This window comes from Desulfocurvus sp. DL1XJH-121, assembly GCF_054819825.1.
Genome location: NZ_JBTVWW010000002.1, coordinates 28,778 through 51,545 on the forward strand (window position 1 = coordinate 28,778; position 22,768 = coordinate 51,545).

15 protein-coding genes are annotated in these 22,768 nt (G+C 65.5%); 7 read left to right on the forward strand and 8 right to left on the reverse strand.

Annotation, left to right across the window (positions count from 1 at the left end; all coding sequences use genetic code 11):
• Positions 1-69 precede the first annotated feature (69 nt).
• A complete protein-coding gene (locus ACYYG1_RS01680) occupies positions 70-483 on the reverse strand; it encodes a MaoC family dehydratase (protein ID WP_461208540.1) in 414 nt (137 codons plus the stop codon).
• A 12-nt stretch (positions 484-495) separates the two neighbouring features.
• A complete protein-coding gene (locus ACYYG1_RS01685) occupies positions 496-2,046 on the reverse strand; it encodes an acyl CoA:acetate/3-ketoacid CoA transferase (protein ID WP_461208541.1) in 1,551 nt (516 codons plus the stop codon).
• 564 nt (positions 2,047-2,610) lie between these two features.
• Between ACYYG1_RS01685 and ACYYG1_RS01690 the strand changes: the two genes are divergently transcribed.
• On the forward strand, positions 2,611-3,996 hold the full coding sequence (locus tag ACYYG1_RS01690) for a sigma-54 interaction domain-containing protein (RefSeq protein ID WP_461208542.1): 1,386 nt from the start codon (positions 2,611-2,613) through the stop codon (positions 3,994-3,996).
• A gap of 185 nt (positions 3,997-4,181) precedes the next feature.
• On the opposite strand, the gene ACYYG1_RS01695 is transcribed toward ACYYG1_RS01690, so the two are convergent.
• The 6 genes from ACYYG1_RS01695 to ACYYG1_RS01720 form a co-directional block, all read right to left on the reverse strand.
• Positions 4,182-4,469: a ferredoxin family protein gene (locus ACYYG1_RS01695; RefSeq protein ID WP_461208543.1), complete on the reverse strand. Its 288-nt coding sequence runs from the start codon at positions 4,467-4,469 to the stop codon at positions 4,182-4,184.
• Positions 4,466-5,752, reverse strand: a complete 1,287-nt coding sequence (locus ACYYG1_RS01700; RefSeq protein ID WP_461208544.1) for an FAD-dependent oxidoreductase — start codon at positions 5,750-5,752, stop codon at positions 4,466-4,468. Before ACYYG1_RS01700 ends, ACYYG1_RS01695 begins: the two co-directional genes overlap by 4 nt.
• The gene (locus ACYYG1_RS01705; RefSeq protein ID WP_461208545.1) at positions 5,745-6,692 is read right to left on the reverse strand and encodes an electron transfer flavoprotein subunit alpha/FixB family protein; all 948 of its coding nucleotides are present in this window, start codon (positions 6,690-6,692) and stop codon (positions 5,745-5,747) included. Before ACYYG1_RS01705 ends, ACYYG1_RS01700 begins: the two co-directional genes overlap by 8 nt.
• Positions 6,693-6,713: 21 nt before the next feature.
• On the reverse strand, positions 6,714-7,496 hold the full coding sequence (locus tag ACYYG1_RS01710; RefSeq protein WP_461208546.1) for an electron transfer flavoprotein subunit beta/FixA family protein: 783 nt from the start codon (positions 7,494-7,496) through the stop codon (positions 6,714-6,716).
• Positions 7,497-7,514: 18 nt separating this feature from the next.
• A complete protein-coding gene (locus ACYYG1_RS01715; protein ID WP_461208547.1) occupies positions 7,515-8,654 on the reverse strand; it encodes an acyl-CoA dehydrogenase in 1,140 nt (379 codons plus the stop codon).
• 363 nt (positions 8,655-9,017) lie between these two features.
• Positions 9,018-11,336, reverse strand: a complete 2,319-nt coding sequence (locus ACYYG1_RS01720; RefSeq protein ID WP_461208548.1) for a methyl-accepting chemotaxis protein — start codon at positions 11,334-11,336, stop codon at positions 9,018-9,020.
• 758 nt (positions 11,337-12,094) lie between these two features.
• Between ACYYG1_RS01720 and ACYYG1_RS01725 the strand changes: the two genes are divergently transcribed.
• From ACYYG1_RS01725 to ACYYG1_RS01750, 6 genes are all read left to right on the forward strand, one after another.
• Complete coding sequence (locus ACYYG1_RS01725) at positions 12,095-12,715, forward strand: radical SAM protein (RefSeq protein ID WP_461208549.1); 621 nt, start codon at positions 12,095-12,097, stop codon at positions 12,713-12,715.
• Positions 12,716-12,934: 219 nt separating this feature from the next.
• Positions 12,935-14,281 carry a glutamine synthetase family protein gene (locus tag ACYYG1_RS01730; protein ID WP_461208550.1) on the forward strand — a complete coding sequence of 449 codons (1,347 nt, stop codon included), beginning with the start codon at positions 12,935-12,937 and terminating at the stop codon, positions 14,279-14,281.
• A 190-nt stretch (positions 14,282-14,471) separates the two neighbouring features.
• Entirely contained in the window at positions 14,472-17,852 is a 3,381-nt protein-coding gene (treS, locus tag ACYYG1_RS01735; protein WP_461208551.1) for a maltose alpha-D-glucosyltransferase, read from the forward strand.
• A 3-nt stretch (positions 17,853-17,855) separates the two neighbouring features.
• A complete protein-coding gene (gene malQ, locus ACYYG1_RS01740) occupies positions 17,856-19,349 on the forward strand; it encodes a 4-alpha-glucanotransferase (protein WP_461208552.1) in 1,494 nt (497 codons plus the stop codon).
• A 161-nt stretch (positions 19,350-19,510) separates the two neighbouring features.
• Positions 19,511-20,743 carry a pentapeptide repeat-containing protein gene (locus ACYYG1_RS01745; RefSeq protein ID WP_461208766.1) on the forward strand — a complete coding sequence of 411 codons (1,233 nt, stop codon included), beginning with the start codon at positions 19,511-19,513 and terminating at the stop codon, positions 20,741-20,743.
• A 190-nt stretch (positions 20,744-20,933) separates the two neighbouring features.
• On the forward strand, positions 20,934-22,730 hold the full coding sequence (locus tag ACYYG1_RS01750; RefSeq protein WP_461208553.1) for a PAS domain-containing sensor histidine kinase: 1,797 nt from the start codon (positions 20,934-20,936) through the stop codon (positions 22,728-22,730).
• The last annotated feature ends 38 nt before the right edge of the window (positions 22,731-22,768 follow it).

Genomic DNA, 22,768 nt, shown 5'->3' on the forward strand with positions numbered 1-22,768 from the left:
CCGCACTCGCCCAATGAGCATGAGTGGCCGCGTCCGCCCCAACAACCGGGCGCGACCAGTTGGAGGAGGCTAGGCGTCGAACATCACCAGGGCCTCGCCATCCGTGACCGTGTCGCCCGCCTGATTCGTGACCCAGGTCTTCAGGCGCAGGCGCTTTTTGGCCTCAATCTTTTCGGCCACTTCCACATGGGCGGTGAGCTCCTCGTCCAGGTACACGGGACGCTTGAAGATCAGTTCCTGCTTCATGTAGATGGTGCCGTTTCCCGGGAGCCGGGTGCCAAGCACCGCGGAGATGAGGCCCGCGCTGATCATGCCGTGGGCGATGCGGTGCTTGAACATGGTGCCCTGGGCGTACTCCTCGTTCAGATGCACGGGGTTGTTGTCCAGGGTGATTCCGGCGAATCCTTCCACGTCGGCGGCGGTGATCACCTTGCTGATCGAATCGCTGCTGCCGACTTCCAGGCTTGCAAAAGTCCAGCTCATTTTTAGCTCCTTTTATTGCTTGTCGAGGCCCATGGGTTGGTCGGTGAAGATGCGCGCGTCCATCAGCTTGGGCGGGACGTCCATCTTGGGAATGAAGTCCATCTGGTCCAGGACGTCCTTCTGGATATCCACGCCGGGGGCCACCTCGGTGAGGTGCAGGCCGTCGGCGCGCAGTTCGAACACGGCGCGTTCCGTGATGTACAGCACGGGCTGGCCGATCTCGGCGGCGTACTTGCCGCTGAAGGTCACGTGCCCGACCTTTTCCACGAACTTCTTGCTCTGGCCTTCCTGGGTGATGGTCAGCTTGCCGCCGCCCACCTCGAGCTTCAGGCCCTTGGCGGTGAAGGTTCCGCAGTAGAACAGGCGTTTGGCGTTTTGGGTGATGTTGATAAATCCGCCGCAACCCGTGACGCGCTTGCCCAGCTTGCTGACGTTGATGTTGCCCTCGGGGTCGCATTCGGCCAGGCCGAGGTAGGCCAGGTCCAGGCCGCCGCCGTCGTAGAAGTCGAACTGGGTGGCCTGGTCGAGGATGACCTCGGGGTTCATGGACAGGCCGAAGGCCAGGCCGTTGGCCGGGAAGCCGCCCACGGGGCCGGCCTCGACGGTGAGGGTCATCTGGTCGCCGATGCCTTCCTCGCCGGCCACGGCGGAGACCATCTCCGGGATGCCGATGCCCAGGTTGACCACGGCGCCGGGGGTCAGCTCCATGGCGGCCCTGCGGGCGATGACCTTGCGGGCGTCCAGGGGGATGGGGGGCAGGCTGTCGGCGGGCAGGCGCACGTCGCCGCAATAGGCGGGGGCCAGCTCGGGGTTGGCTTCGAACATGTTCTCGGCCGGGGGCACGACCACCACGGCGTCGACGTAGATGCCCGGGATCTTGACCAGGCGCGGGTCGATGCTGCCGCCCTTGACCTTGCGCTCCACCTGCACCACGACCTTGCCGCCGGAGTTCTTGGTGGCCTGGGCGATGACGGCGGCGCCGAGATACAGCCCTTCCTTCTCCATGCTGATGTTGCCCTTCTCGTCGGCGGTGGTGCCGCGCAGGAAACAGACGTTGATGGGCATGGACTTGTAGAACAGCTTCTCCTGCCCGGCAATCTCGATCAGTTCCACCACGTCCTCGGTGGTCACGTCGTTGATCTTGCCGCCGTCCAGGCGGGGATCCACGAAGGTCTTCAGGCCCACGTGGGTGATCAGGCCGGGGCGGCCGCTGGCGATTTCACGGTAGAGCTGGGCGATGGCGCCCTGAGGCAGGTTGTAGGCTTCGATCTTGTTGTCGCTGGAGAGCTGCCCCAGCTTGGGCGAGAGGTTCCAATGGCCGCCGATGACGCGCTTGAGAAGCTTCTCGTGTCCCAGGTGGTTGAGGGCGGCGTCCTTGCCGTCGCCTTGTCCGGCGGAGAACAAGAGGGTCAGGCCCGCAGGGGTTCCCGTCTCCAGGAACCGCTCCTCCAGAGCCGCGCATAGGGATTCGGGGTGGCAGTTGACCACGAATCCTTCGGTAACCAGGGTGTCGCCGTCCTTGATCAGGTCGGCTGCTTCCCTGGCGGTCATGAATTTTACCATTTTATCGATCTCCATATATAAGGTTTCTTCGAGGCCCGTTATTTGCTGTTAAAGCAAAGGATGTGCCACGCAAGGCGCCCGTCAGGGCCCTCTATTACAGGCCGTTTATGTGATTCTTAAGAACATTGAAGATTGCATATGGTGATGGAAGTCACCAGAGAGGTGGGCAGCAATAGGCTTGACAAGGCTTTCCAGCTGGTGAATGAATTCACCTGCGGGTGAAAAAATTCACCGCTCAGTGTTGGGGCGCTATAAACACTGAGGAGACAGAAAATGTCGCACAAGGTCGAGGCAAAGACAGTATGTTCCGTAATCGACGAGTCGGGTGAGTTTCTATACTGCGAACCTAATGATATAATGCGGTGCAGTTTCGTGTCGCGTTCTATCAAGGAAAAGGTGCTTGCAAGCGATCCGAGGCAAAGGTCGTTCGTTTTCAAACATGGCGAGGGGATGTTCGAGATCACTCGCATAAGACAAGGCGATAGGGATATTTTCTTATGTGTATACCATCATGCGATCGACGAGGAAGAACTAGCCAGAATCATTGAACTCAAACGCAGGAACATGGAGCTGGAGGCCATTTTCGAGGCTTCGCACGACGGCATCGTCGTGGCCGACGCATGTGGCGTATATCTCAGAATAAACAAGAACTACGAAAACATAACCGGCATATCCCCCAGCGAGATTATCGGGCTGGACAGCCACCAGATCGTGGACCTGGGAATGGTCTCCGATTCGCCCACCTACAAGGTCCTGGAGTCGTGCAAGACCGAATCCATGACCCAGATATTCCGCACCGGCCGCATGAGCCACATCACGGCCACCCCCGTCTTCGACGAGAACGGCCAGCTTTTCCGGGTCGTCGTCAACATCCGCGACACCACCGAGCTGAACAAGCTGCGCGAAGAGGTCTCGTCCTCTCGTGAAAAACTGGACCAGTACGCCAAGCTCGTCTCCACCCTCACCGGAGAGGAGGACGGACGCATCTTCAACAGCCCCTCCATGCGCAAGGTCAAGGCCATGGCCATCCGCTTCGCCCAGGTGGACGCCCATCTGCTGGTGCTGGGCGAGACGGGCACGGGCAAGGAGGTGGTCACGGACCTGGTGCACAAGCACAGCGACCGCCGCGACGGGCCGTTCATCAAGATCAACTGCAGCGCCATCCCCGAGTCCCTGCTGGAGTCCCAGCTCTTCGGCTACGAGGAGGGCGCCTTCACGGGCGCGCGCAAGGAGGGCTGCATCGGCCTCCTGGAGATGGCGGACAAGGGCACGGCCTTTCTGGACGAGGTCAGCGAGATTCCCATCTCCGTGCAGGTCAAGCTGTTGCGCTTCATCCAGCAGAAGGAATTCTACCGCGTGGGCGGCAAGAAGGTCCGCAAGGTGGACGTGCGCGTCATCGCGGCCACCAACCGCGACCTGGAGGAGATGGTGGAGGAGGGCTCCTTCCGGGGCGACCTCTTCTACCGCCTGAATGTGCTCAAGCTGGTCCTGCCGCCCCTGCGCGAGCGCCGCGAGGACATCTATCCCCTGGCCGAGCTGTTCCTGAAGCAATGCAACGTCCGCTACAAGCAGAACAAGACCTTTTCCCCGTCCCTGTGCCATCTGCTCATGGAGTACGACTGGCCGGGCAACGTGCGCGAGCTGGAGAACATGGTGGAACGCCTGGTGGTGGTCAGCGCCCAGGACGAGATCCAGCCCCAGAGCCTGCCCGCGAGCATGTGCAAGGGCTTCGACCCCGAGAACGCCGTGGCCCGCGGCGACGACAACCTGTCCTACCGCCAGGTCCGCGACCAGTTCGAGCGCCGCTACTGGCAGGACGCCCTGACCCGCTACGGGTCCTGCCGCCGCACGGCCGCGGCCGTGGGCGTGGATCACTCCACGGTGGTCAAGAAGGCGGCGCGCTACAATCTGGAAACGGGCGCTAAGGTCACGGCCGACGAGGAAAAGTGATTCGGGACACTGGCCCCGCGCCGCAGGCGTGAAAAAACGGCCGGCCCTTTTGGGCCGGCCGTTTTTTGCGGCCCGCCGTGCGCCGCGCAAAGGAAATGAAGAGGGCCCATGCCGCGCTAGGAGGGGTGAGGGTGAGCGCGGCATGGGCCATAAGGCGGGGTGGTGTGTCTATGGCAGAGGACACCCTATCCGAAGCGGTAGAACACTCCGAAAGAGGGGCGTGGATGCTCCCAGGTCATGGCCCCGGGGCAACCGGCGCAGATCACGCGGCAGGTGCCGCATTCCAGGCAACCGGCCACCTCGAAGGCGAGCTGTCCGTTCTCGTTGAGGGTGTACAGCCCCGCGGGACAGCCGACGGTCAGGGCGCGTACGGTCGCTTCGTCCATCTTGCCCTGGTCGATGGTGATGTGAGGATGGCCCTCGTCCACCACGAACTTGTCCAGGGACAGCTTCTGTTCGATGCTCATGCTCATATGGATCGCACTCCTTTCCAGCCGTCGCGGGCCAGATTCAGGAAGCCGACCTTGCGCACATGCGGCAGGAGCTTCTTCACGGCCATCTTGGCGGGCTCCCCGTCCACGCGGAACAGTTCCATGAAGATCTGCTCCATGAGTTCGGGGTAGTCCTTGTACATCCGGCTGTTGTCTATGAATCCCGGCGCGTTGGCGTAGGTCTTCATGTCCTTGAGCACGATGCTCTGCTCCAGCAGGGTCTTGTACCCGGACAGGGAGGCCTTGCTGTAGTCGTCCTTGGCCTTGGCGGCGATCACGGCCTTGGCGGCCATTTCGCCCGAGGCCACGGCATAGTCCATGCCGCGGATGGTGTATCCGAGGTTCAGGCACATGCCCGCCGCGTCGCCGGCAATCAGCAGGTTGTCGGTCACCAGCTCGGGCAGCATGCCCATGCCGGCCTCGGGCACTAGGTGGGCGCCGTATTCCGCGATCTTGCCGCCCTCGATGAGGGGCCGCACGGCCGGATGCTGCTTGAAGCGCTCCAGCATGTCGGGCAGGCGGGTGGCGGACTTCTTGACGTTGTCCACCGTGACCACCAGGCCCAGGGAGAGGCTGTCCTTGTTGGTGTACAGGAAGCCGCCGCCCACGAGCCCCTGGGACGGGTCGCCCGCAAACAGGCGGGCCACGCCCTGGCCCGACTCCACTCCGAAGCGGTCGTTGATGACCCCCTCGGGCAGTTCGATTATCTCCTTGGCGCCCACGCCCACGCTGTGGGCGGTGAGTTCCTTTTTCAGCCCGGCCTGCTGGGCCAGCAGGCTGTTCACGCCGTCGGCCAGGATGACCACGTTGGACGTGAGCTCATCCTCGCCGGCGACCACTCCCGCGATCCTGCCTTCCTCCCTGAGCAGGGAGTCGACGTGGGCCGGGTAGACCACGTCGCACCCGGCCTCCTCGGCCTGCTCGGCGAGCCAGGCGTCGAAGTCCGAACGCAGAACGGTGTAGGACACCGCGTCGGCGGGGCCGCCCAGCTTGGCGGACTGGAAGTCGATGCTGAAGGCGCTGTCCTCGGTGAGCATGGAGATGGTCTCCCGCGTCACCTTGCGCTGCACGGGCGCCCGCTCCGCAAAGCCCGGCATGACTTTCTCCAGGCTATGGGCGTACAGGCGCCCGCCGCTGACGTTCTTGGAGCCGGGGGTGTCCCCGCGTTCCACCATCAGCACTTCGAGCCCTTCCTTGGCCATGCAGTAGGCGGCCACGCTGCCCGCAATGCCGGCTCCCACGACTATGGCGTCGTAATCAGGCATTGCCGTGTTCCTTGAAGGCCTTGGTCAGGGCGGGAAGCACTTCCTTGACGTCGCCCACGATGTAGTAGTCCGACGTCTGGAAGATGGGGGCGTTCTCGTCCTTGTTCACGCCGACGATGACCTTGGAGTCGCGCACGCCGTAGACGTGCTGCGCCTGCCCGGACACGCCGGCGGCGAGATAGACCTGGGGCTTGATGACCTGACCGGAGATGCCCAGATAGAGTTCTTCGGGGAGCCACTTGAAGAACTCGGCAATGGGCCTGGTGCAGGCCACTTCGGCCTCCATGGCCTCGGCCAGATCCCTGGCCAGCTGCAGATCGCTTTCCTCGGTGAAGCCTCGGCCCACGCCCACCACGCGGGTGGCCTCGGCCAGGTTAACGCCGCCCTTCTGCCTGGGCTCGCGGGCCACGACCTTCACGGCCCCGGCCTCGGGGGCCAGGGTCTGGACGTCGCCGGAGCGCGAGGCGTCCGGAGCCAGGGCTTCGAAGCACTGCGCGGATATCGTGGCCACGACCGTGGGCGAGGTGCTGCTCAAGGTCTTCACGGCCATGCCGCCGTAGACCATGCGTCCGGCCTCCAGGGTGCCGTTGTCCAGGCGCAGGTCCTTGGCGTCGGACACGCAGGGCGCGTCCAGAAGGCCCGCCAGCTGCGCGGCCATGTCCTTGCCGCGCTTGGTGGCGCCCACCAGGATCAACCGGGGCGCGGCGTCCTGGGCCAGCTTGGCCAGCACGGGCACGTAGGCCTCCCACGGGGCGTCGGCGGGCAGGGGCATGGCCCGGGCCGCGTCGGCCCCGGCGGCCACCAGTTCCTGTGCCGCGCCCTCGTCCGCGCCCACAAAGGCGACGACCTGGGCGTCGGCCCCGGCCACGGCCCGGGCGCCGGCCACGAGCTCGGCGGCGAGCTGCTTGCTTTCAGCTATTGTCCATACGATGACGCTCATCTGTATTCTCCCTTATCGCCTTTACAGGACACTCTCGGCCACGAGCTTCTTGACCAGCTCGGCCGCGGCGGCCTCAAGGGACGTGCCCTCGGGGTTCAGATGGACCATCTTGCGGTCCACCTTGGGAGCCAGCACGGAAAGGGTGGTCAGCTGCGGGGCGCAGTCGCCTTCGCACAGGCCCACGCTGGCCAGCTCGCACTCGTTGCTGGGCTTCTTCTTGGCCCCCAGGATCTGCTTGACGCTGGGGATGGGAGCCTCGTTCACGTCCGGGACCACGGAGAGCACCGCGGAGCCCGTGACCTGCACGCGCTCCACGCCGTCCTCCAGCTTGCGGTCCAGGGTCAGGGACTCGCCGTCCAGGGCGATGGCGCTGACGCAGGAAACCGACGACATGCCCAGCAGGGCGGCCAAACGGCCGCCCGTCTGCTGGGCGTATTCGTCACTGGATCCTTCGCTGCACAGCACCAGGTCCACGTCTCCCATGGCCTTGATGGCCGCTGCCAGGGTCTTGGCGGTCGCGCCGCTGTCGGCCTGTTCCAGGGCCGGGTTCTCGATGTAGGTCACGGAATCCAGACCGCGCGACAGGGAGTCCTTGCAGGACGCCTGGGCCTTGGGGCCGCAGGTCAGACCCACGAGCTCGCAGCCCGTGGCGTTCTTGATCTGCACGCCCGCCTCGATGGCGTTGCGGTCGTATTCGTTGAGCATCCACTTGGCCTTGTCCGGGTCGAGGGTGCCCGTGGCCTCGTTGACGCGGATGTCCGCGACATCCAGGAGCCACTTGAAGCAGACGACTATTTTCTTCATCTGTGCAGCCTCCGGTCCTTAGGCCAGGATGTTGCCAGCGATGACCATGCGCTGCACTTCGCTGGTGCCTTCGTAGATTTCCGTGATCTTGGCGTCGCGGAAGAAGCGCTCCACCGGGTAGCTCTTGGTGTAGCCGATGCCGCCGTGGATCTGGATGGACTTGGTGGCCACGCTCATGGCGGTCTCAGCGGCGAACAGCTTGGCCATGGCGGCTTCCTTGCTGAAGCGGGCGCCGGAGTCCTTGGTGATGGCGGCGTTGTAGGTCAGCATGCGCGCGGCCTCGACCTGCACGGCCATGTCGGCCAGCATCCACTGGATGCCCTGGTTGGCGCTGATGGGCTTGCCGAACTGCACGCGCTCCTTGGCGTAGGTGATGGCCGCTTCCAGGGCGCCCTGGGCGATGCCCAGCGCCTGGGAGGCGATGCCGATGCGGCCGCCGTCCAGGGTCTGCATGGCGATGCCGAAGCCCTTGCCCTCGGCGCCCAGCATGTTCGCCACGGGCACTTCGCAGTCCTTGAACAGGATCTCGGTGGTGGAGGAGCCGCAGATGCCCAGCTTGTCCTCGACCTGGCCCACGCTGAAGCCCGGGAATTCCTTCTCCACGATGAAGGCGGAGATGCCCTTGAGGCCCTTGGACTTGTCGGTCATGGCGAAGACGATGAAGGTCTCGGCCACGGCGCCGTTGGTGATGAAGACCTTGCTGCCGTTGAGGATGTACTTGTCGCCCTTGAGCTCGGCCACGGTCTGCTGGGACGCGGCGTCGGTGCCCGCGCCGGGCTCGGTGAGGCAGAACGCCGCGAGCTTGCGGCCGCTGGCCAGGTCGGGGATGTATTTCTGCTTCTGCTCCTCGGAGCCGAACTTGAGGATCGGATGCACGCCCAGGGACACGTGGGCCGAGAGGATGACGCCGTGGGTGGCGCACACGCGGCTGAGTTCCTCGACGGCCAGGGTGTAGGACAGGGAATCCCCGCCGGCGCCCTCGAGCTCCTCGGGGACGGTCAGGCCCAGGAGGTTCAGGTCGGCCATTTCCTTAACGGTCTCGGCGGGGAAGCGATGCTCCTTGTCGATGGCCGCAGCGATGGGCTGGACCTTCTGCTCGGCGAATTCGCGTACCATCTGCTTAATGAGCGTTTGCTCTTCAGTTAACTGGAAGCTCATTTTCTGCTCCTCGTGTGTTGTGAGTTCTTGGAGGCAAATCCACTCAGTCGGTTAGGTAACGGGCCTCACGTCAGTGAACGCGACTCCCCTAAAGCAGGGGTCATGCCAATACGCTTGTGAACAAAAAAACCCAATAATATCATGGGGTAATTGGAACGATGGTTTTGAAAACAGCGCGCCCGGCGGTGAAGTTCATCACCACCGGGCGGCCCTGTTGCAGGAAGATGCAATAAAATTATGTAGTTGCTTGGAAAAGGTGTTTTTTCACCAAGCGGTGCGATTCGTCACCGCCCCTTCGCGGATCCGGCAGCGCCGTGGGGGAGAGCCTTGCGGGGCGGTGGATTCCGGCACCACGGGCCGCCGTCAGCGCTGCATGGACCCGATGATCCCGTCCAGGGTCCCGGCCAGCTGGGATAATTCGCGCACCGCGCAGAAGGACTGTTCCATGGCCGTGGAGGTTTCCCCGCTGATGCGGTTGATCTCCTCGGCGCCGCGGCTGATCTGCTCCACGGCGGCGGACTGCTGTTCGGCGGCCGTGGCGATGGCCCGGACCTGGTCGGACGTGCCCGTGGCCATGTCCACGATCTCGCGCAGGCAGTCCCCGGATTCCCGGGCCAGGACGCTGTTGGAGGCCACCAGCTCCGCGGCCTGGCCCGTGAGCTCCACGGCCTCGCGCGTCTCGTCCTGGATGGCGGACACGGCCAGGCCCACCTCGTGGGTGGCCTGCATGGTCTTCTCGGCCAGCTTGCGCACCTCGTCGGCCACCACGGCGAATCCGCGTCCCGCGTCCCCGGCGCGCGCGGCCTCGATGGCCGCGTTCAGGGCCAGCAGGTTGGTCTGGTCCGCGATGTCCGTGATCACGCCCAGCACCGAACCCACGCCCCGGGCCCGGTCGCCCAGGGAGCTCATGTCGGCCTTCAGCGCCATGATCCTTTCCTGCAGGCGGCTCACCGCCTCCTCCACCTGCCCGACCTTGAGGGCGCCCTCGCGGGCCTTTTCCCTGGACAGGTCCGCGCTTTGCGCGCTCATGGAGGCGTTTTTGGCCACTTCCAGGATGGAGGCGTTGATCTCCTCGATGGCCGAGGCCGTCTCGGTGGAGCGCATGTGCTGCGCCTCGGCGCCTTTGCTGGACTGCTCCACCTGGGCGGACAGCTCCTCCGAGGCCGAGGCCACGCGGGCCGCCACGTCGGCGGCGGACTCGGCCGCCGAGGCGATGCGCTCGTTCTGGGCGCTGATGTCCCGCTGCTGCTCCATGATCACGGAGAGGTCCGTGATCATGGCGAAGGAGCCCGTGAGGGTCCCGTCCAGGTCGAAGAGCGGGGCCGCGTCGATGCGCACCTGCAGGGTGCGCCCCTGGCTGGTGCGCAGTTCCCGCTCCAGGTTCAGCAGGGGGCGTTTCTGCCGCAGCACCAGGGAGGTGACCGTCTGCTTCCCGGGGTCTCCGTACAGGAATGCCCCGGCGGCCTGGCCCCGGAACTTCGAGCCGTCGCCCTGGCGTCCCGCCAGGGCCACCATCTGGTTGTTGACGAACACGATGCGGCCCTGGAGGTCGCAGACCACCGTGGCCAGGGGCATGTTGTCCAGAAGGCCCTGGGCGAATCCCAGGCGCTCCTTGAGGGCGCCGGTCATCTCCTGGATGTTGTGGGCCAGCCCCTCGAATTCATAGCTGTATTTTCCCTTGAGCTGTGTCCGGTAATCGCCCGCGCCCAGGTCCCGCGCGTATTCCAGAAGGCCGGACACGGGTTTCTGGATCAGCCGCCGCAGGGCCACCACGATGGCCGCCACCACCAGCAGGCCGCACAGGGCCCCGCCCGCCATGAGCATGTTGCGCTGGGAGATGGCCGTGGCGGCCAGATCGGATTCGTAGGCCGACATGCCCGTGAGCCAACCGGTCCGTTCGAATGTCTTGAAGGTCATGTACTTCTTGTCGTCGCCCCAGCCGTATTCCAGGCTGCCATTCTTCCGGGCCAGGGCGTCGCGCACGAAGGGCTGGTCCGCCACGTTCTTGAAGCACATGGCCGGGTCCGCATGGGCGATGATGGTGCCCTGGCCGTCGATGATGAATCCGTAGCCGGACTGGCCGATGCGCACCGGGGCGATGTAGCGCTCGGTGAGCACGGTCCAGTTGGGAAACAGGCCCACTCCGCCCACGACGCGCCCCGAGTCGTCGCGCACGGCGTGGGCCACGGCGGCCACGGGCAGCCCGCCGCCGCTCTTGGCGCGCAGGAGGCTCTTGCCCAGGAAGGTCTCGTGGCCCGCGAGGATGTCCCGCACGTAGTCCCTGGCGCTCCTGTCGCCTCCGGTGAGGTCGTCGCCCCGGGCGTTGCCTCCGGCCAGGATGCGCCCCTGGGCGTCGAACACGAACAGGGCCCAGTAGTTATCGTTCTGTTCGAGGATGCCGGCGAGCATGCGCTGCACCTGGGCCTGGCCGTCGCCCCGGGCGGCGAGGCCGCGCACTCCCGGGGCCAGGGCGACGGTGCGGGCCACCACCTGGGCGTTGGACACGAAGCCCTCCACTCCGGCCATGGCCGCGTTCACCGCGTTGCCCATGGCCTTGGACTGATCCGCGAAAGTGGATGTATAGCTGGTTCGGCTGACCACGACGACCCCCGCTGTCATGGCCACTGCGATGATGACCGCGACGCACAATGTTATAACAGGAGTCATGCTTTTCATCTTCATAAGGTTATCCCCCGTGGTAATATTTGATCGACACTATTTCATAGAACGAGAAGCTGGCTTTACGTGCTTGTTACAGTTTCTTGTCACAATGACAGTGATAAGATATTCAATTTGTGACCATTGAATCATCATAGAGCAGTCGTTTATCTACGTGCTGTAGGATACTCGTTGTTTGTTGATGATTAGCTCCGCAACTATTAAAAATGCGTACTGTTGTTAGTGGCGCTCCCTGTATATTGTTTTTCAAATTATGTCGAGAACGTTACAGTCTTTACAGGCTGGCGAGTTGCATTATGCATGGCCATGTGGAGAGCGCTGCGTCGGACGCGGCCGCAGGGAAGGCGGAACACGCGGCGTCCCGGCGTCTTGACGCCCGGGGCGGGCTTTGTTTCCATGCGTCCATGGAACCCGCTTATCTGGCCCTCACCGTTCGGGCGAGCTCGCGCGCCGGGTGCGGCACGCCCTGGACCTGCTGTCCCCGTGCCGCCTCTGCCCGCGCGCCTGCGGCGTGGACCGTCTGGCCGGGGAGGCCGGTTTCTGCGGCATCGGCCGTGCGGCGCGGGTGGCCTGCTTCGACCTGCATTGGGGGGAGGAGGACCCGCTGGTGGCCGAGGGCGGCTCGGGCACGATCTTTTTCGCGGGCTGCAACCTGGGCTGCGTGTTCTGCCAGAATTCGGAGATCAGTTGGGAGATCAGCCGGGGGGGCGGAAGAGGGGGGAGGGGACGCGCCCGAGGCCTCGCCCGGGGAGCTCTCCGGCGTGATGCTCGAAATCCAGGCCCGGGGCGCGGAGAACATCAACCTCGTGTCCCCGTCCCACGTGGCCGCGCAGATCCTGGAGGCCCTGCCCCTGGCCGCGGAGGGCGGGCTGCGCCTGCCCCTGGTCTACAACAGCGGGGGCTACGACGGCCTGGAGACCCTGGCCCTGCTCCACGGGGTGGTGGACATCTACATGCCCGACGTGAAGTTCCACGACCCCGCCGTGGCCGCGCGTCTGGCCGGAGCCCCGGACTATCCGCAGCGCGCCCGCGAGGCCGTGGCGGCCATGCACGCCCCGGTGGGCGACCTGGAGCTGGACGCGCGCGGCGCGGCCCGGCGCGGGCTCCTGGCGCGGCATCTGGTGCTGCCATCGGGCCTGGCGGGCACCGCCCCCTGGATGCGCTTCCTGGCCGGGCTGTCCACGCGCACCTACGTCAATGTCATGGGCCAGTACCGGCCCTGCGGCCGGGCCCGCGAGCACCAGGACATCGCCCGCCCGGTGAGCGCCCGGGAGGTGGCCGAGGCCCGCGCCCTGGCCCGGCGGGCCGGGCTCGTCCGCCTGGACGAGCGCCGGGGCGGGCTGGTGCGCCACCTGCTGCGCCGCCTGGCCCCGAAACCCTAGCCAAGCCTGCGGAAACGGGTTACAAATTTGACCACTCCCCGGCCGGACAAGGGGGTAAACTCTACGCTTTTGTCAACCTTGCGGGGTCCGGCCCCCGGCCGGGGGCATCAACCTCCCGGTTTTATGCGTGATCAAAATATGGCACTGGTCTTGAAAGCACTTGCGTATCATTAAGCAAACAACGCCTTTTTTTGACAAAAATGACAGACGGAGGGATCAATGGAATCATCGCCTGTTTTCAATTGCCGCAACGCGGACGACGTGCTCAAGGCCGTCCGGGACTACAACGTCAGCTTCATCCAGTTCTGGTTCATAGACATCCTGGGCACCCTGAAGAGCTTCCAGGTCACGCCCAAGGAGCTGGAGGCCTCCTTTGAGGAGGGCATGGGCTTCGACGGCTCCTCCATCCTCGGCTTCACGCGCATCGAGGAGTCGGACATGGTGGCCATCCCCGACCCCACCACCTTCCAGATGATCTCCTGGCGGCCCACGGAACGCCCGGTGGCGCGCATGTTCTGCGACATCAAGCTGCCCGACCTCTCTCCCTACGAGAACGACCCCCGCTACGTGCTCAAGAAGGTCATCGCCAAGGCCGCGGAGAAGGGCTACACCTGCTACATGGGCCCGGAGCTGGAGTTCTTCCTCTTCGCCAACTCCGCCAGCCCCGAGCTCCTGGACTTCGGAGGCTACTTCGACGCCCCGCCCCTGGATCTCGGCAACGACATCCGCCGCGACATCATCTTCTCCCTGGAGCGCATGGGCATCCAGGTGGAGTATTCCCACCACGAGGTGGCCCCGTCCCAGCACGAGATCGACCTGCGCTACGACGAGGCCCTGGCCATGGCCGACATCGCCACCACCTACCGCGTGGTGGTCAAGGAGACGGCCCGCAAGCACGGCTGCTACGCCACCTTCATGCCCAAGCCCATCTTCGGCGAGAACGGTTCGGGCATGCACGTGCACCAGTCCCTGTTCCGCAACGGCCGCAACGCCTTCTTCGACCCCAAGGACCCCAACAGCCTGTCCGCCGAGTGCAAGTCCTACATCGCCGGGCTGCTCAAGCATGCCAAGGAGTTCTGCTGCGTCACCAACCAGTGGGTCAACTCCTACAAGCGCCTGGTGCCCGGCTACGAGGCCCCGGTGTACGTGGCCTGGGCCCAGCGCAACCGCTCGGCGCTCATCCGCGTGCCCATGTACAAGCCCGGCAAGGAAGCCGCCACGCGCATCGAGATGCGCAACCCCGACCCGGCGGCCAACCCCTACCTCTGCTTCGCGGTCATGCTGGCCGCCGGCCTCAAGGGCATCGAGGAGGGCTACGAGCTGTCCCCGGCCGTGGAGAAGAACATCTTCGCCTTCACGGAAAAGGACATGGACACCCACGGCATCGAGGCCCTGCCCGGGGACCTGCACTCCGCCGCCCGCGAGCTGGAGGCCTCGGAGCTGATGAAGGAGACCCTGGGCGAGTCCATGCACGCCAACCTGGTGAACAACAAGCTGGCCGAGTGGGACGAATACCGCACCCATGTCTCGGAGTTCGAGATCAAGAAGTACCTGCCCGTCCTCTAGGAACGGGAGGCATTCAAGCGACCCAGGCCCTCGGTCCGCGCGGACCGGGGGCCTTTGTTTTCGCCCTGCGGCCCAAATGCGCGGCGGGTTTTGCCTCCCTCCGGGCTTTGGGGTATGCTCCCGGAAGGGCTTTCTTCCGCGCCCACGCGAACCCAACGAGCGCCGCACAGCCCCAGCACGGAGACCCGCCATGCCCCAGACGCGCAAGCCCGGCCGGATTCGGAAAGACGACCCCCAGTGGTACAAGGACGCCATCATCTACGAGATGCACGTGCGCGCCTTCTGCGATTCCGACGGCGACGGCATCGGCGACTTCAAGGGCCTGGCCGGCAAGCTCGACTATCTGCAGGAGCTGGGCGTCACGGCCATCTGGCTGTTGCCCTTCTTCCCCTCGCCGCTCAAGGACGACGGCTACGACACCGCCGACTACACCGGGGTGCACCCGGCCTACGGCAGCCTGGCGGACTTCAAGCGCTTCCTGCGCGAGGCCCACAAGCGCGGCCTGCGCGTGATCACCGAGCTGGTGCTCAACCACACCTCCGACGCCCATCCCTGGTTCCAGAAGGCCCGAAACGCCCCTCCCGGCAGCAGGCTGCGCGACTTCTACGTGTTCAGCGACACCGTGCACCGCTACGAGGAGGCGCGCATCATCTTCAAGGACTACGAGTCCTCCAACTGGACCTGGGACCCCGTGGCCGGGGCCTACTACTGGCACCGCTTCTATTCCCACCAGCCGGATCTGAACTTCGACAACCCCCAGGTGGTCAAGGCCATGTTCCGGGTGGTGGACTTCTGGTTCAAGCTCGGGGTGGACGGCCTGCGCCTGGACGCCGTGCCCTACCTCTACGAGCGCGAGGGCACCAACTGCGAGAACCTGCCCGAGACCTACGACCTGCTGCGCAGGCTCCGCGCCCACGTGGACGAGCACCACAAGGACAAGATGCTCCTGGCCGAGGCCAACCAGTGGCCCGAGGACTCGGCCGCCTATTTCGGGGACGGCGACCTCTGCCACATGGCCTTCCACTTCCCCATCATGCCCCGGCTGTACATGGCCCTGCATATGGAGGACCGCTTCCCGCTCCTGGATATCCTGGAGCAGACCCCGACCATCCCGGACACCAGCCAGTGGGCCCTGTTCCTCCGCAACCACGACGAGCTGACCCTGGAGATGGTCACCGACGAGGAGCGGGACTACATGTATCGCGTGTACGCGGGCGACCCGCGCATGCGCGTGAACCTCGGCATCCGCCGCCGCTTCGCCCCGCTCATGGGCAACAACCGCCGCACCATGGAGCTCCTGAACGCCCTGCTCCTGTCCCTGCCCGGCACGCCCGTGCTCTACTACGGCGACGAGATCGGCATGGGCGACAACATCTACCTCGGCGACCGCAACGCCGTGCGCACGCCCATGCAGTGGTCCACGGACAAGAACGCCGGGTTCTCCGACGCCAACCCCCAGCAGCTCTACCTGCCGGTGATCATCGACCCCGAATACCACTACCAGACCGTGAACGTGGAGGCCCAGGAGGCCAACCCCCATTCGCTGCTCTGGTGGATGCGGCGCATCATCTCCCTGCGCAAGCGCTTCAAGGCCTTCGGGCGCGGGGACATCCGTTTCCTGACCCCGGAGAATCGCAAGATCCTGGCCTTCGTGCGCAGCTTCGGGGACGAGAACATCCTGGTGGTGGCCAACCTCTCGCGCTACGTGCAGTTCGCGGACCTGGACCTCTCGGAGTTCGCGGGCATGGTGCCCGTGGAGGTGTTCGGGCGCAGCGACTTCCCCCTCATCGGGCTGATCCCCTACACCCTGACCATGGGGCCGCACACCTTCTACTGGTTTATCCTCAAGCCCGTGCAGGCCTCCCTGGGCGTCGAAGACCGGGGGCGCTCCGAGCTGCCCGTGCTGGACGGTCCGGGCGGGCGCGAGGACATTCTGGCCGACGGCGTGCGCTCGGCCCTGGAGGGGGCCCTGCCGCGCTATCTCGTGGGCTGCCTGTGGTTCAACGGCCAGGGCAGGCGCATCAAGCGCGTGCGCCTGCAGGAGGCCCTCACCGTGTCCGGCGTGGACCCCAGGGCCTACATCACCCTGGTGGACGTGTCCTACGTGGGCGGGGACGAGGAGGTCTACGCGCTGCCTCTGGCCTATGCGGGGCCGGACAAGGCCAACCGGATCCTGCGCGACAGCCCGGCCGCGGCCGTGGCCCGGCTGCGCCTGGCCGAGCCCCGCGAGGTGGGGCTGCTCTACGACGCCCTGGCGGACCACGACTTCTGCCGCGCCATCCTGGACGCCGTGCCCTGCCGCGCCAGCATGCAGGGCGAGGAGGGCCGCCTCATGGCCTCGCGCACCAGGGCCTTCACCAAGGCCATCAAGCGCCACGACTTCAGCCTGCACGCGCCCTCGGCGCGGGTGGAGCGCAACAACACCCTGGTGGTCTTCGGCCAGACCCTGGCGCTGAAGTTCTTCCGCCGCCTGGAGCCGGGCCTGAACCCCGAGCTGGAGGTGGGCCGCTTCCTGGACGAGCGCGGCTTCCCGGGGGTGCCCGAGACCATGGGGGCCATCGAATACCGCCGCGAGCGCCAGACCCCCATCACCCTGGCCGTGCTCCAGAGCTACATCCCCAGCGAGGGCGACGCCTGGGCCTACACCCAGGACGTGCTGGAGGGTTTTTTCGAGGACCTGCGCTCCTCGGACGCGGCCCCGCCCCCGGAGCCCGAGGGCCACGTCGCCGAAAGCCTGGGCCAGGCCCCGCCCGGGGCCGTGTCCGCGCATTTCGCCCCCTGCCTGGAGAAGATGGAGCTGCTCGGCGGGCGCATGGCCGGGCTGCATCTGGCCCTGTCCTCGCCGGACCCGGCGTCCCCCGAGGCCGACGATTTCCGGCCCGAGAGCTTCACGCGCCTGTACCAGCGTTCCCTGTTCCAGGGCTGCCGCAGCCAGGTGGGGCGGGTCTTCCCGCTCCTGGAAAAGTCCCTGGACAGCCTGCCCGAGCACGCCCTGGTCCTGGGCGCGCAGGTGGCCGCGGCCAAGCGTCCGGCCCAGGGCTTCTTCCAGGGCCTCCTGGAACGGCGGCTCACGGGCAAGCGCATCCGCACCCACGGCGATTTCCACCTTCAGCAGATGCTGCTCACGGGCCGCGACATCGCCATCATCGACTTCGAGGGCGACGCCTCGCGGCCCCTGTCCGAGCGGCGCATCAAGCGTTCGCCCCTGCGCGACGTGGCCTCGCTGCTGCGCTCCCTGCACTACGCGTCCTTCGCGGCCCTGTCCTCGGCCCGGGAGCACGGCCTGGCCCGCGACGAGGACCTGGACGAGCTGCGCTCCTGGTGCCGTTCCTGGCGTTTCTGGTGCGCCTCGGCCATCCTCACGGCCTATTTCCGGGCCCTGGGGGAGGCGGACATCGTGCCCGTGCGCCCGGACGAGTGCCGCATGCTCCTGGACATCTTTCTCATGGACCACGCAGTGGCCGAACTGGACGAGGAACTGCGCAACCGGCCCGCCTGGGCCGAGGTGCCGCTCAGGGCCATCCGCAGGCTGCTCACCGGCGGCGGCCCCGTTCCCGGCAAGGAGGACTGACCCATGCTCAACCTGCGCTCCGCCGGGGTGCTCATGCACCTCACCAGCCTGCCCTCGCCCTACGGCGTCGGCGGCCTGGGCCCCGAGGCCTACCGCTTCGCCGACACCCTGTGCCGGGCCGGGCAGCGCGTGTGGCAGATCCTGCCGCTCACGCCCACGTCCCTGGCCACGCACAACGACCCCTACCACAGCGTCAGCGCCTTCGCGGGCAACCCGCTGCTGCTGGACCCCGGGTTCCTGGTGCGCGACGGCTGGCTGGAGCCGGAGGACGTGGCCTCGCCCCCGGATTTCCCCCGGGACCATGTGGACTTCGAGGCCGCCACCGCCTGGAAGACGCCGCTCCTGCACAAGGCCTTCGCGGCCTTCGACCCGGATTCGGAGCCGGGCTTCGGCCTGTTCTGCGCCGAGAACGCCTCCTGGCTCATGGACTACGCCCTGTTCGCCGCGCTCTCCGAGCGCTACGCGGGCGCGCCCTGGAACACCTGGCCCGAGCCCCTGCGCCGCCGCGAGGAGGACGCCCTGGAGCGCGCGCGCCAGGACCTGGCCGAGCCCGTGCTGCGCGCCGTGTTCCTGCAATGGGTCTTCGCCAACCAGTGGCGGTCGCTGCGCGACTACTGCCGCAAACGGCGCATCGCCCTGTTCGGGGACATGCCCATCTACGTGGACCTTCAGAGCGCCGACGTCTGGGCGCGGCCCGGGCTCTGGAAGCTGGACAGGAACCTCGCGCCCACGGCCCAGGCGGGCGTGCCGCCGGACTATTTCAGCGCCACGGGCCAGCTCTGGGAGAGCCCGGTCTACGACTGGCCCGCGCACCGCGACCAGGACTTCTCCTGGTGGCTGGCGCGCATTCGCCGCAACCTGGACCTCTTCGACATCCTGCGCATCGACCATTTCCGGGGGCTGGTGGCCTACTGGGAGGTGCCCGCCGGAGAGAAGACCGCCATGAAGGGCAAGTGGGTCGAGGCCCCGGCGCGCGCGTTCCTGGACGCCCTGCACGCCGAGCACCCGGCCCCGGCCATCGTCGCCGAGGACCTGGGCGTCATCACCCCGGACGTGCGCGAGATCATGCGCCAATACGCCCTGCCGGGCATGAAGATCCTCAGCTTCGCCTTCGGCGAGGACATGCCGCGAAACCCCTACGCGCCGCACAACATCGTGCCGCATTCCGTGGCCTACACCGGCACCCACGACAACAACCCCGTGCAGGCCTGGTATCAGGAGGAGATCGACGCGGACACGCGCGACCGCCTGTCCCGCTACCTGGGGCGGCGGCTGGTCACCGACGACATGCACTGGTCCATGATCCGCCTCTGCATGTCCTCGCCCGCGCAGCTGGCCGTGGTCCCGGTACAGGACCTCCTGGGCCTGGGCCCCGAGGCGCGCATGAACCGCCCGGGCAACCTCGCAGGCAACTGGACCTGGCGCATGCGCGAGGGCGCTCTGACCTCGGACGTCGTGGAACGCCTGCGGGACATGGCCTGGCTCTACGGTAGGTAGGAAGGGGAAATGCGAGGGCGGGGGAAGGGGGCTTTGGAAAAAGCCCCCCTTCCCCCGCCCTCGCGCTCCCACCCCCATCCCCCTAAACCTTTTCTCTGGGTAGGGGACATAATTCACCTCGCCCCTTGACCCAAGGTCGCCATGGCGATACCGGCTTGTCTATGGCAAACCCGGATCACGTCAAGGAACTGCTCAAGGGCGTCGAGCATTGGAACGAGTGGCTCTACGACCAGCGCAAGCAGGACCCGTCTTTTCGTCCGGATTTGATCGGGTTCGATATCTGGAGCCCTGAGGCCCAGGAGTCTGTGTTGGTCGTGAAGAGGAAAGACACTCCTGAATTCTTTGAGGGGCGGACACCATCCCAGTTCCTTTGTCTTGTTCCCGACCTTCAGGGCATTTGGCTCTCCGGTGTCATTCTTTTCGGTGCACGCTTGGTTGGCGCTGACCTCAGGGGGGCCCATCTGGAGGGGGCAAATTTGAGTGGTGTCTATCTGGAAGAGGCAGATTTGTGTGGGACGCACCTGGAGAAGGCAAATTTGAGTCTGGCCCATCTTGAGAAAACAGATTTGAGCGAGGCTCATCTAGAAGGATCACATTTGAGTATGACTTTTCTGGAGGGGGCATATTTGCGGCGGGCTCATCTGGAGAAGGCAAATTTGAGTCTGGCCCATCTTGAGGGGGTATGCTTGGGTCAGGCTCATTTGGAGGGGGCTAATTTGTGGGCTGCCCATCTTGAGGGGTTAGATTTGAGGGATGCCCATTTGAAGGGGACTGTCTTACGAGGTGCAGACCTGAGAAATTGTAACGTGGCTGGGGTCAGATACAATCGCAGGGGGCCATATCGAGGTATTCGCTTGGAAGGGGCATATGGCAGCCAGCGGTTTCTTCGTCACGCCAAGGACCAGGATTTCATCGAGGAGTTTCGGGATTGGGACGTGGATATGCGGCCCTGGAAATGGCCCTGGAAACGCCTGTTGCAATGGAAAACCTGGCGTTTTTGGGAATGGAATTGGAATCCGCGCACTTGGAGATGGCGCTTTTTTCTCCTTTATCTCCCGTGGCTTATTTTTGCCGACTGCGGGCGTGGTTTTCTCATTTGGGCTGGATGGTCCATACTGCTGGCCTTTCTCTTTGGCTGTGCCTACTGGGGGCTGGGGGAAGGGGCGTTTCATGCCTCCCATCTTGCCTCAACAAAAAGCGGCGCAGGCTCTCCTGGCTTCTTGGCTTTGCTGTACTACAGCATCGTGACCTTCACGACCCTGGGTTTTGGGGACATCGTGCCCAAGACCGGGTTGGCCGCCTTCTTCGTCACCCTTGAGGTGATCTTCGGCTACGTCATGCTTGGTGGGCTCATCTCCATCTTTGCCAACAAGTTGGCCCGGCGCAGCGGTTAAGCGGCGGCTAAACGGCGGGGCTCTGGCCTTGGTTTCCAAGGAAACCGATGGGTTGGGTTCTGTGCGGGGTTGCTGTGTCTGGGTGACGTATCAGGAAACCGGAAGGGCTTTTTCGGCTTGAAAACAGGGGCGGATTTGGGGTAATGTCGCGGCTGTTTGCCATCCGGATGCCAAGGAGCCTGCCGCAACCATGGACCACGCCTCCCGGCCCTGGGTCAGCCCCGCCCTCAAGGCCGCTTCCATCTACGCCACCGTCGGCGGGCTTTGGGTCTTGCTTTCCGACGAGATTCTCGGCTGGCTTGTCTCAAGCCTCGATTCCTACGTCATGTTCCAGGTCTGGAAGGGCTGGCTCTTCGTGTTGGCCACGGCCCTGCTCGTTTACTTGCTGGCATCCAGATATATCAGAAAGATCGTGTGCCAACAGGAAGAAATCGCCGCCAGCCAGGACCGCCTGCAACGGGCTCTGGACGCGGTGCGGGACGGGGTCTGGGATTGGAACGTGGCCACCGGCGACGTCTATTACAGCCCCGGATACACGGCCATGCTCGGCTATGAGGACAACGCGGGCTTCACCACCCTGGACGACTGGATGAGCCACCTGCACCCCGACGACAAGGCCCACGCCTTGAAGACTTGCGAGGATTGCATGGCGTGCCGCCTCGTCCATTTCGCCATGGAGTTCCGCATGCGGGCCCTGAACGGGGAGTGGCGCTGGATTCTGGCCCGGGGGGAAGTCGTCAGGCAGGACGACCAGGGCCGGGCGTTGCGCCTGGTGGGAACCCACACGGACATAACCGACCGCAAGCAGTACGAGCACGAACTCAGGACCCTGCGCAACTATCTGGACAGCATCATCAATTCCATGCCTTCGGTCATCGTGGGTACGGACCGCGAGCTCCTGGTGACCCAGTGGAACCGGGCCGCCCAGTCCATCACGGGCCTTTCGCCGGAGCAGGCCCTGGGCCGCTCCCTGCCCGAGTTGGACGTGCTGCCGTCCGGCCTTGTGCCGGAAGTGGCCCGGGCCGTGCGCCAGGGCCGAAGCCTGGAGCGCACGAGCCTGCCCCTCGGGGATCACGATGGCCGGTATGTGGACCTGCTGGTCTTTCCCCTGGAGGGGGCGGGCATGGACGGGGCGGTGATCCGCGTGGACGACGTCACCGAGCGGGTACAGCTGCGCCAAGTCATGATCCAGTCCGAGAAGATGCTTTCCGTGGGCGGGCTGGCCGCGGGCATGGCCCACGAACTGAACAACCCCCTGGGCGGCGTGCTCCAGGGGTTGCAGAACATCCGCCGCCGCCTGTTCGCGGACCTGCCCGCCAACCGGGAGGTCGCGCAGAGCCTGGGGCTCAGCCTGCCGGCCATGATGGAGTATTGCGAGCGCAGGGGGATCATGAAATTCATGGCCGGGGCCCAGTCCGCCGGCGAGCGCGCCGCTGGCCTCGTCCACAGCATCCTGGCCTTCAGCTGCCAGAGCGATTCGGTGCTCGCGCCCTGCGACGTGGCCGGGCTCCTGGAGCGCTCCGTGGAGCTGGCCGGGAGCGGCTACGACCCGACCCGCAAGATCGACTTCGGCCGCATCCGCATCGTGCGCGAATACGCGCCGGACCTGCCGAAGATCGCGGCGGAGCAGATGGAGATGGAGCAGGTGCTTCTGAACTTGTTCAGCAACGCGGCCCAGGCCATGGCCGGGATGGCCGACGCCGGGCTGGAACCGACCCTGGTCCTGCGCACGGCCCGGGACGGGGACATGGTGCGCGTGGAGGTCCAGGACAACGGTCCGGGCCTCAGCCAGGACGTCATCAAGCGGCTGTTCGAGCCCTTCTTCACCACCAAGCCCATGGGCACGGGCCTGGGCCTGGCCGTGTCCTACTTCATCGTGACCCGCAACCACCACGGCCGGATCACGGCCGAGGCCCCGGCCGAAGGCGGCGCCAGGTTCGTGCTCCAGCTGCCGCAGGCGGCAGAGGAGCGGGCCGCCGTGGCCTGACAGGTCGCCCCAAAACAGCAATCTGCTTCGTTGCTGCG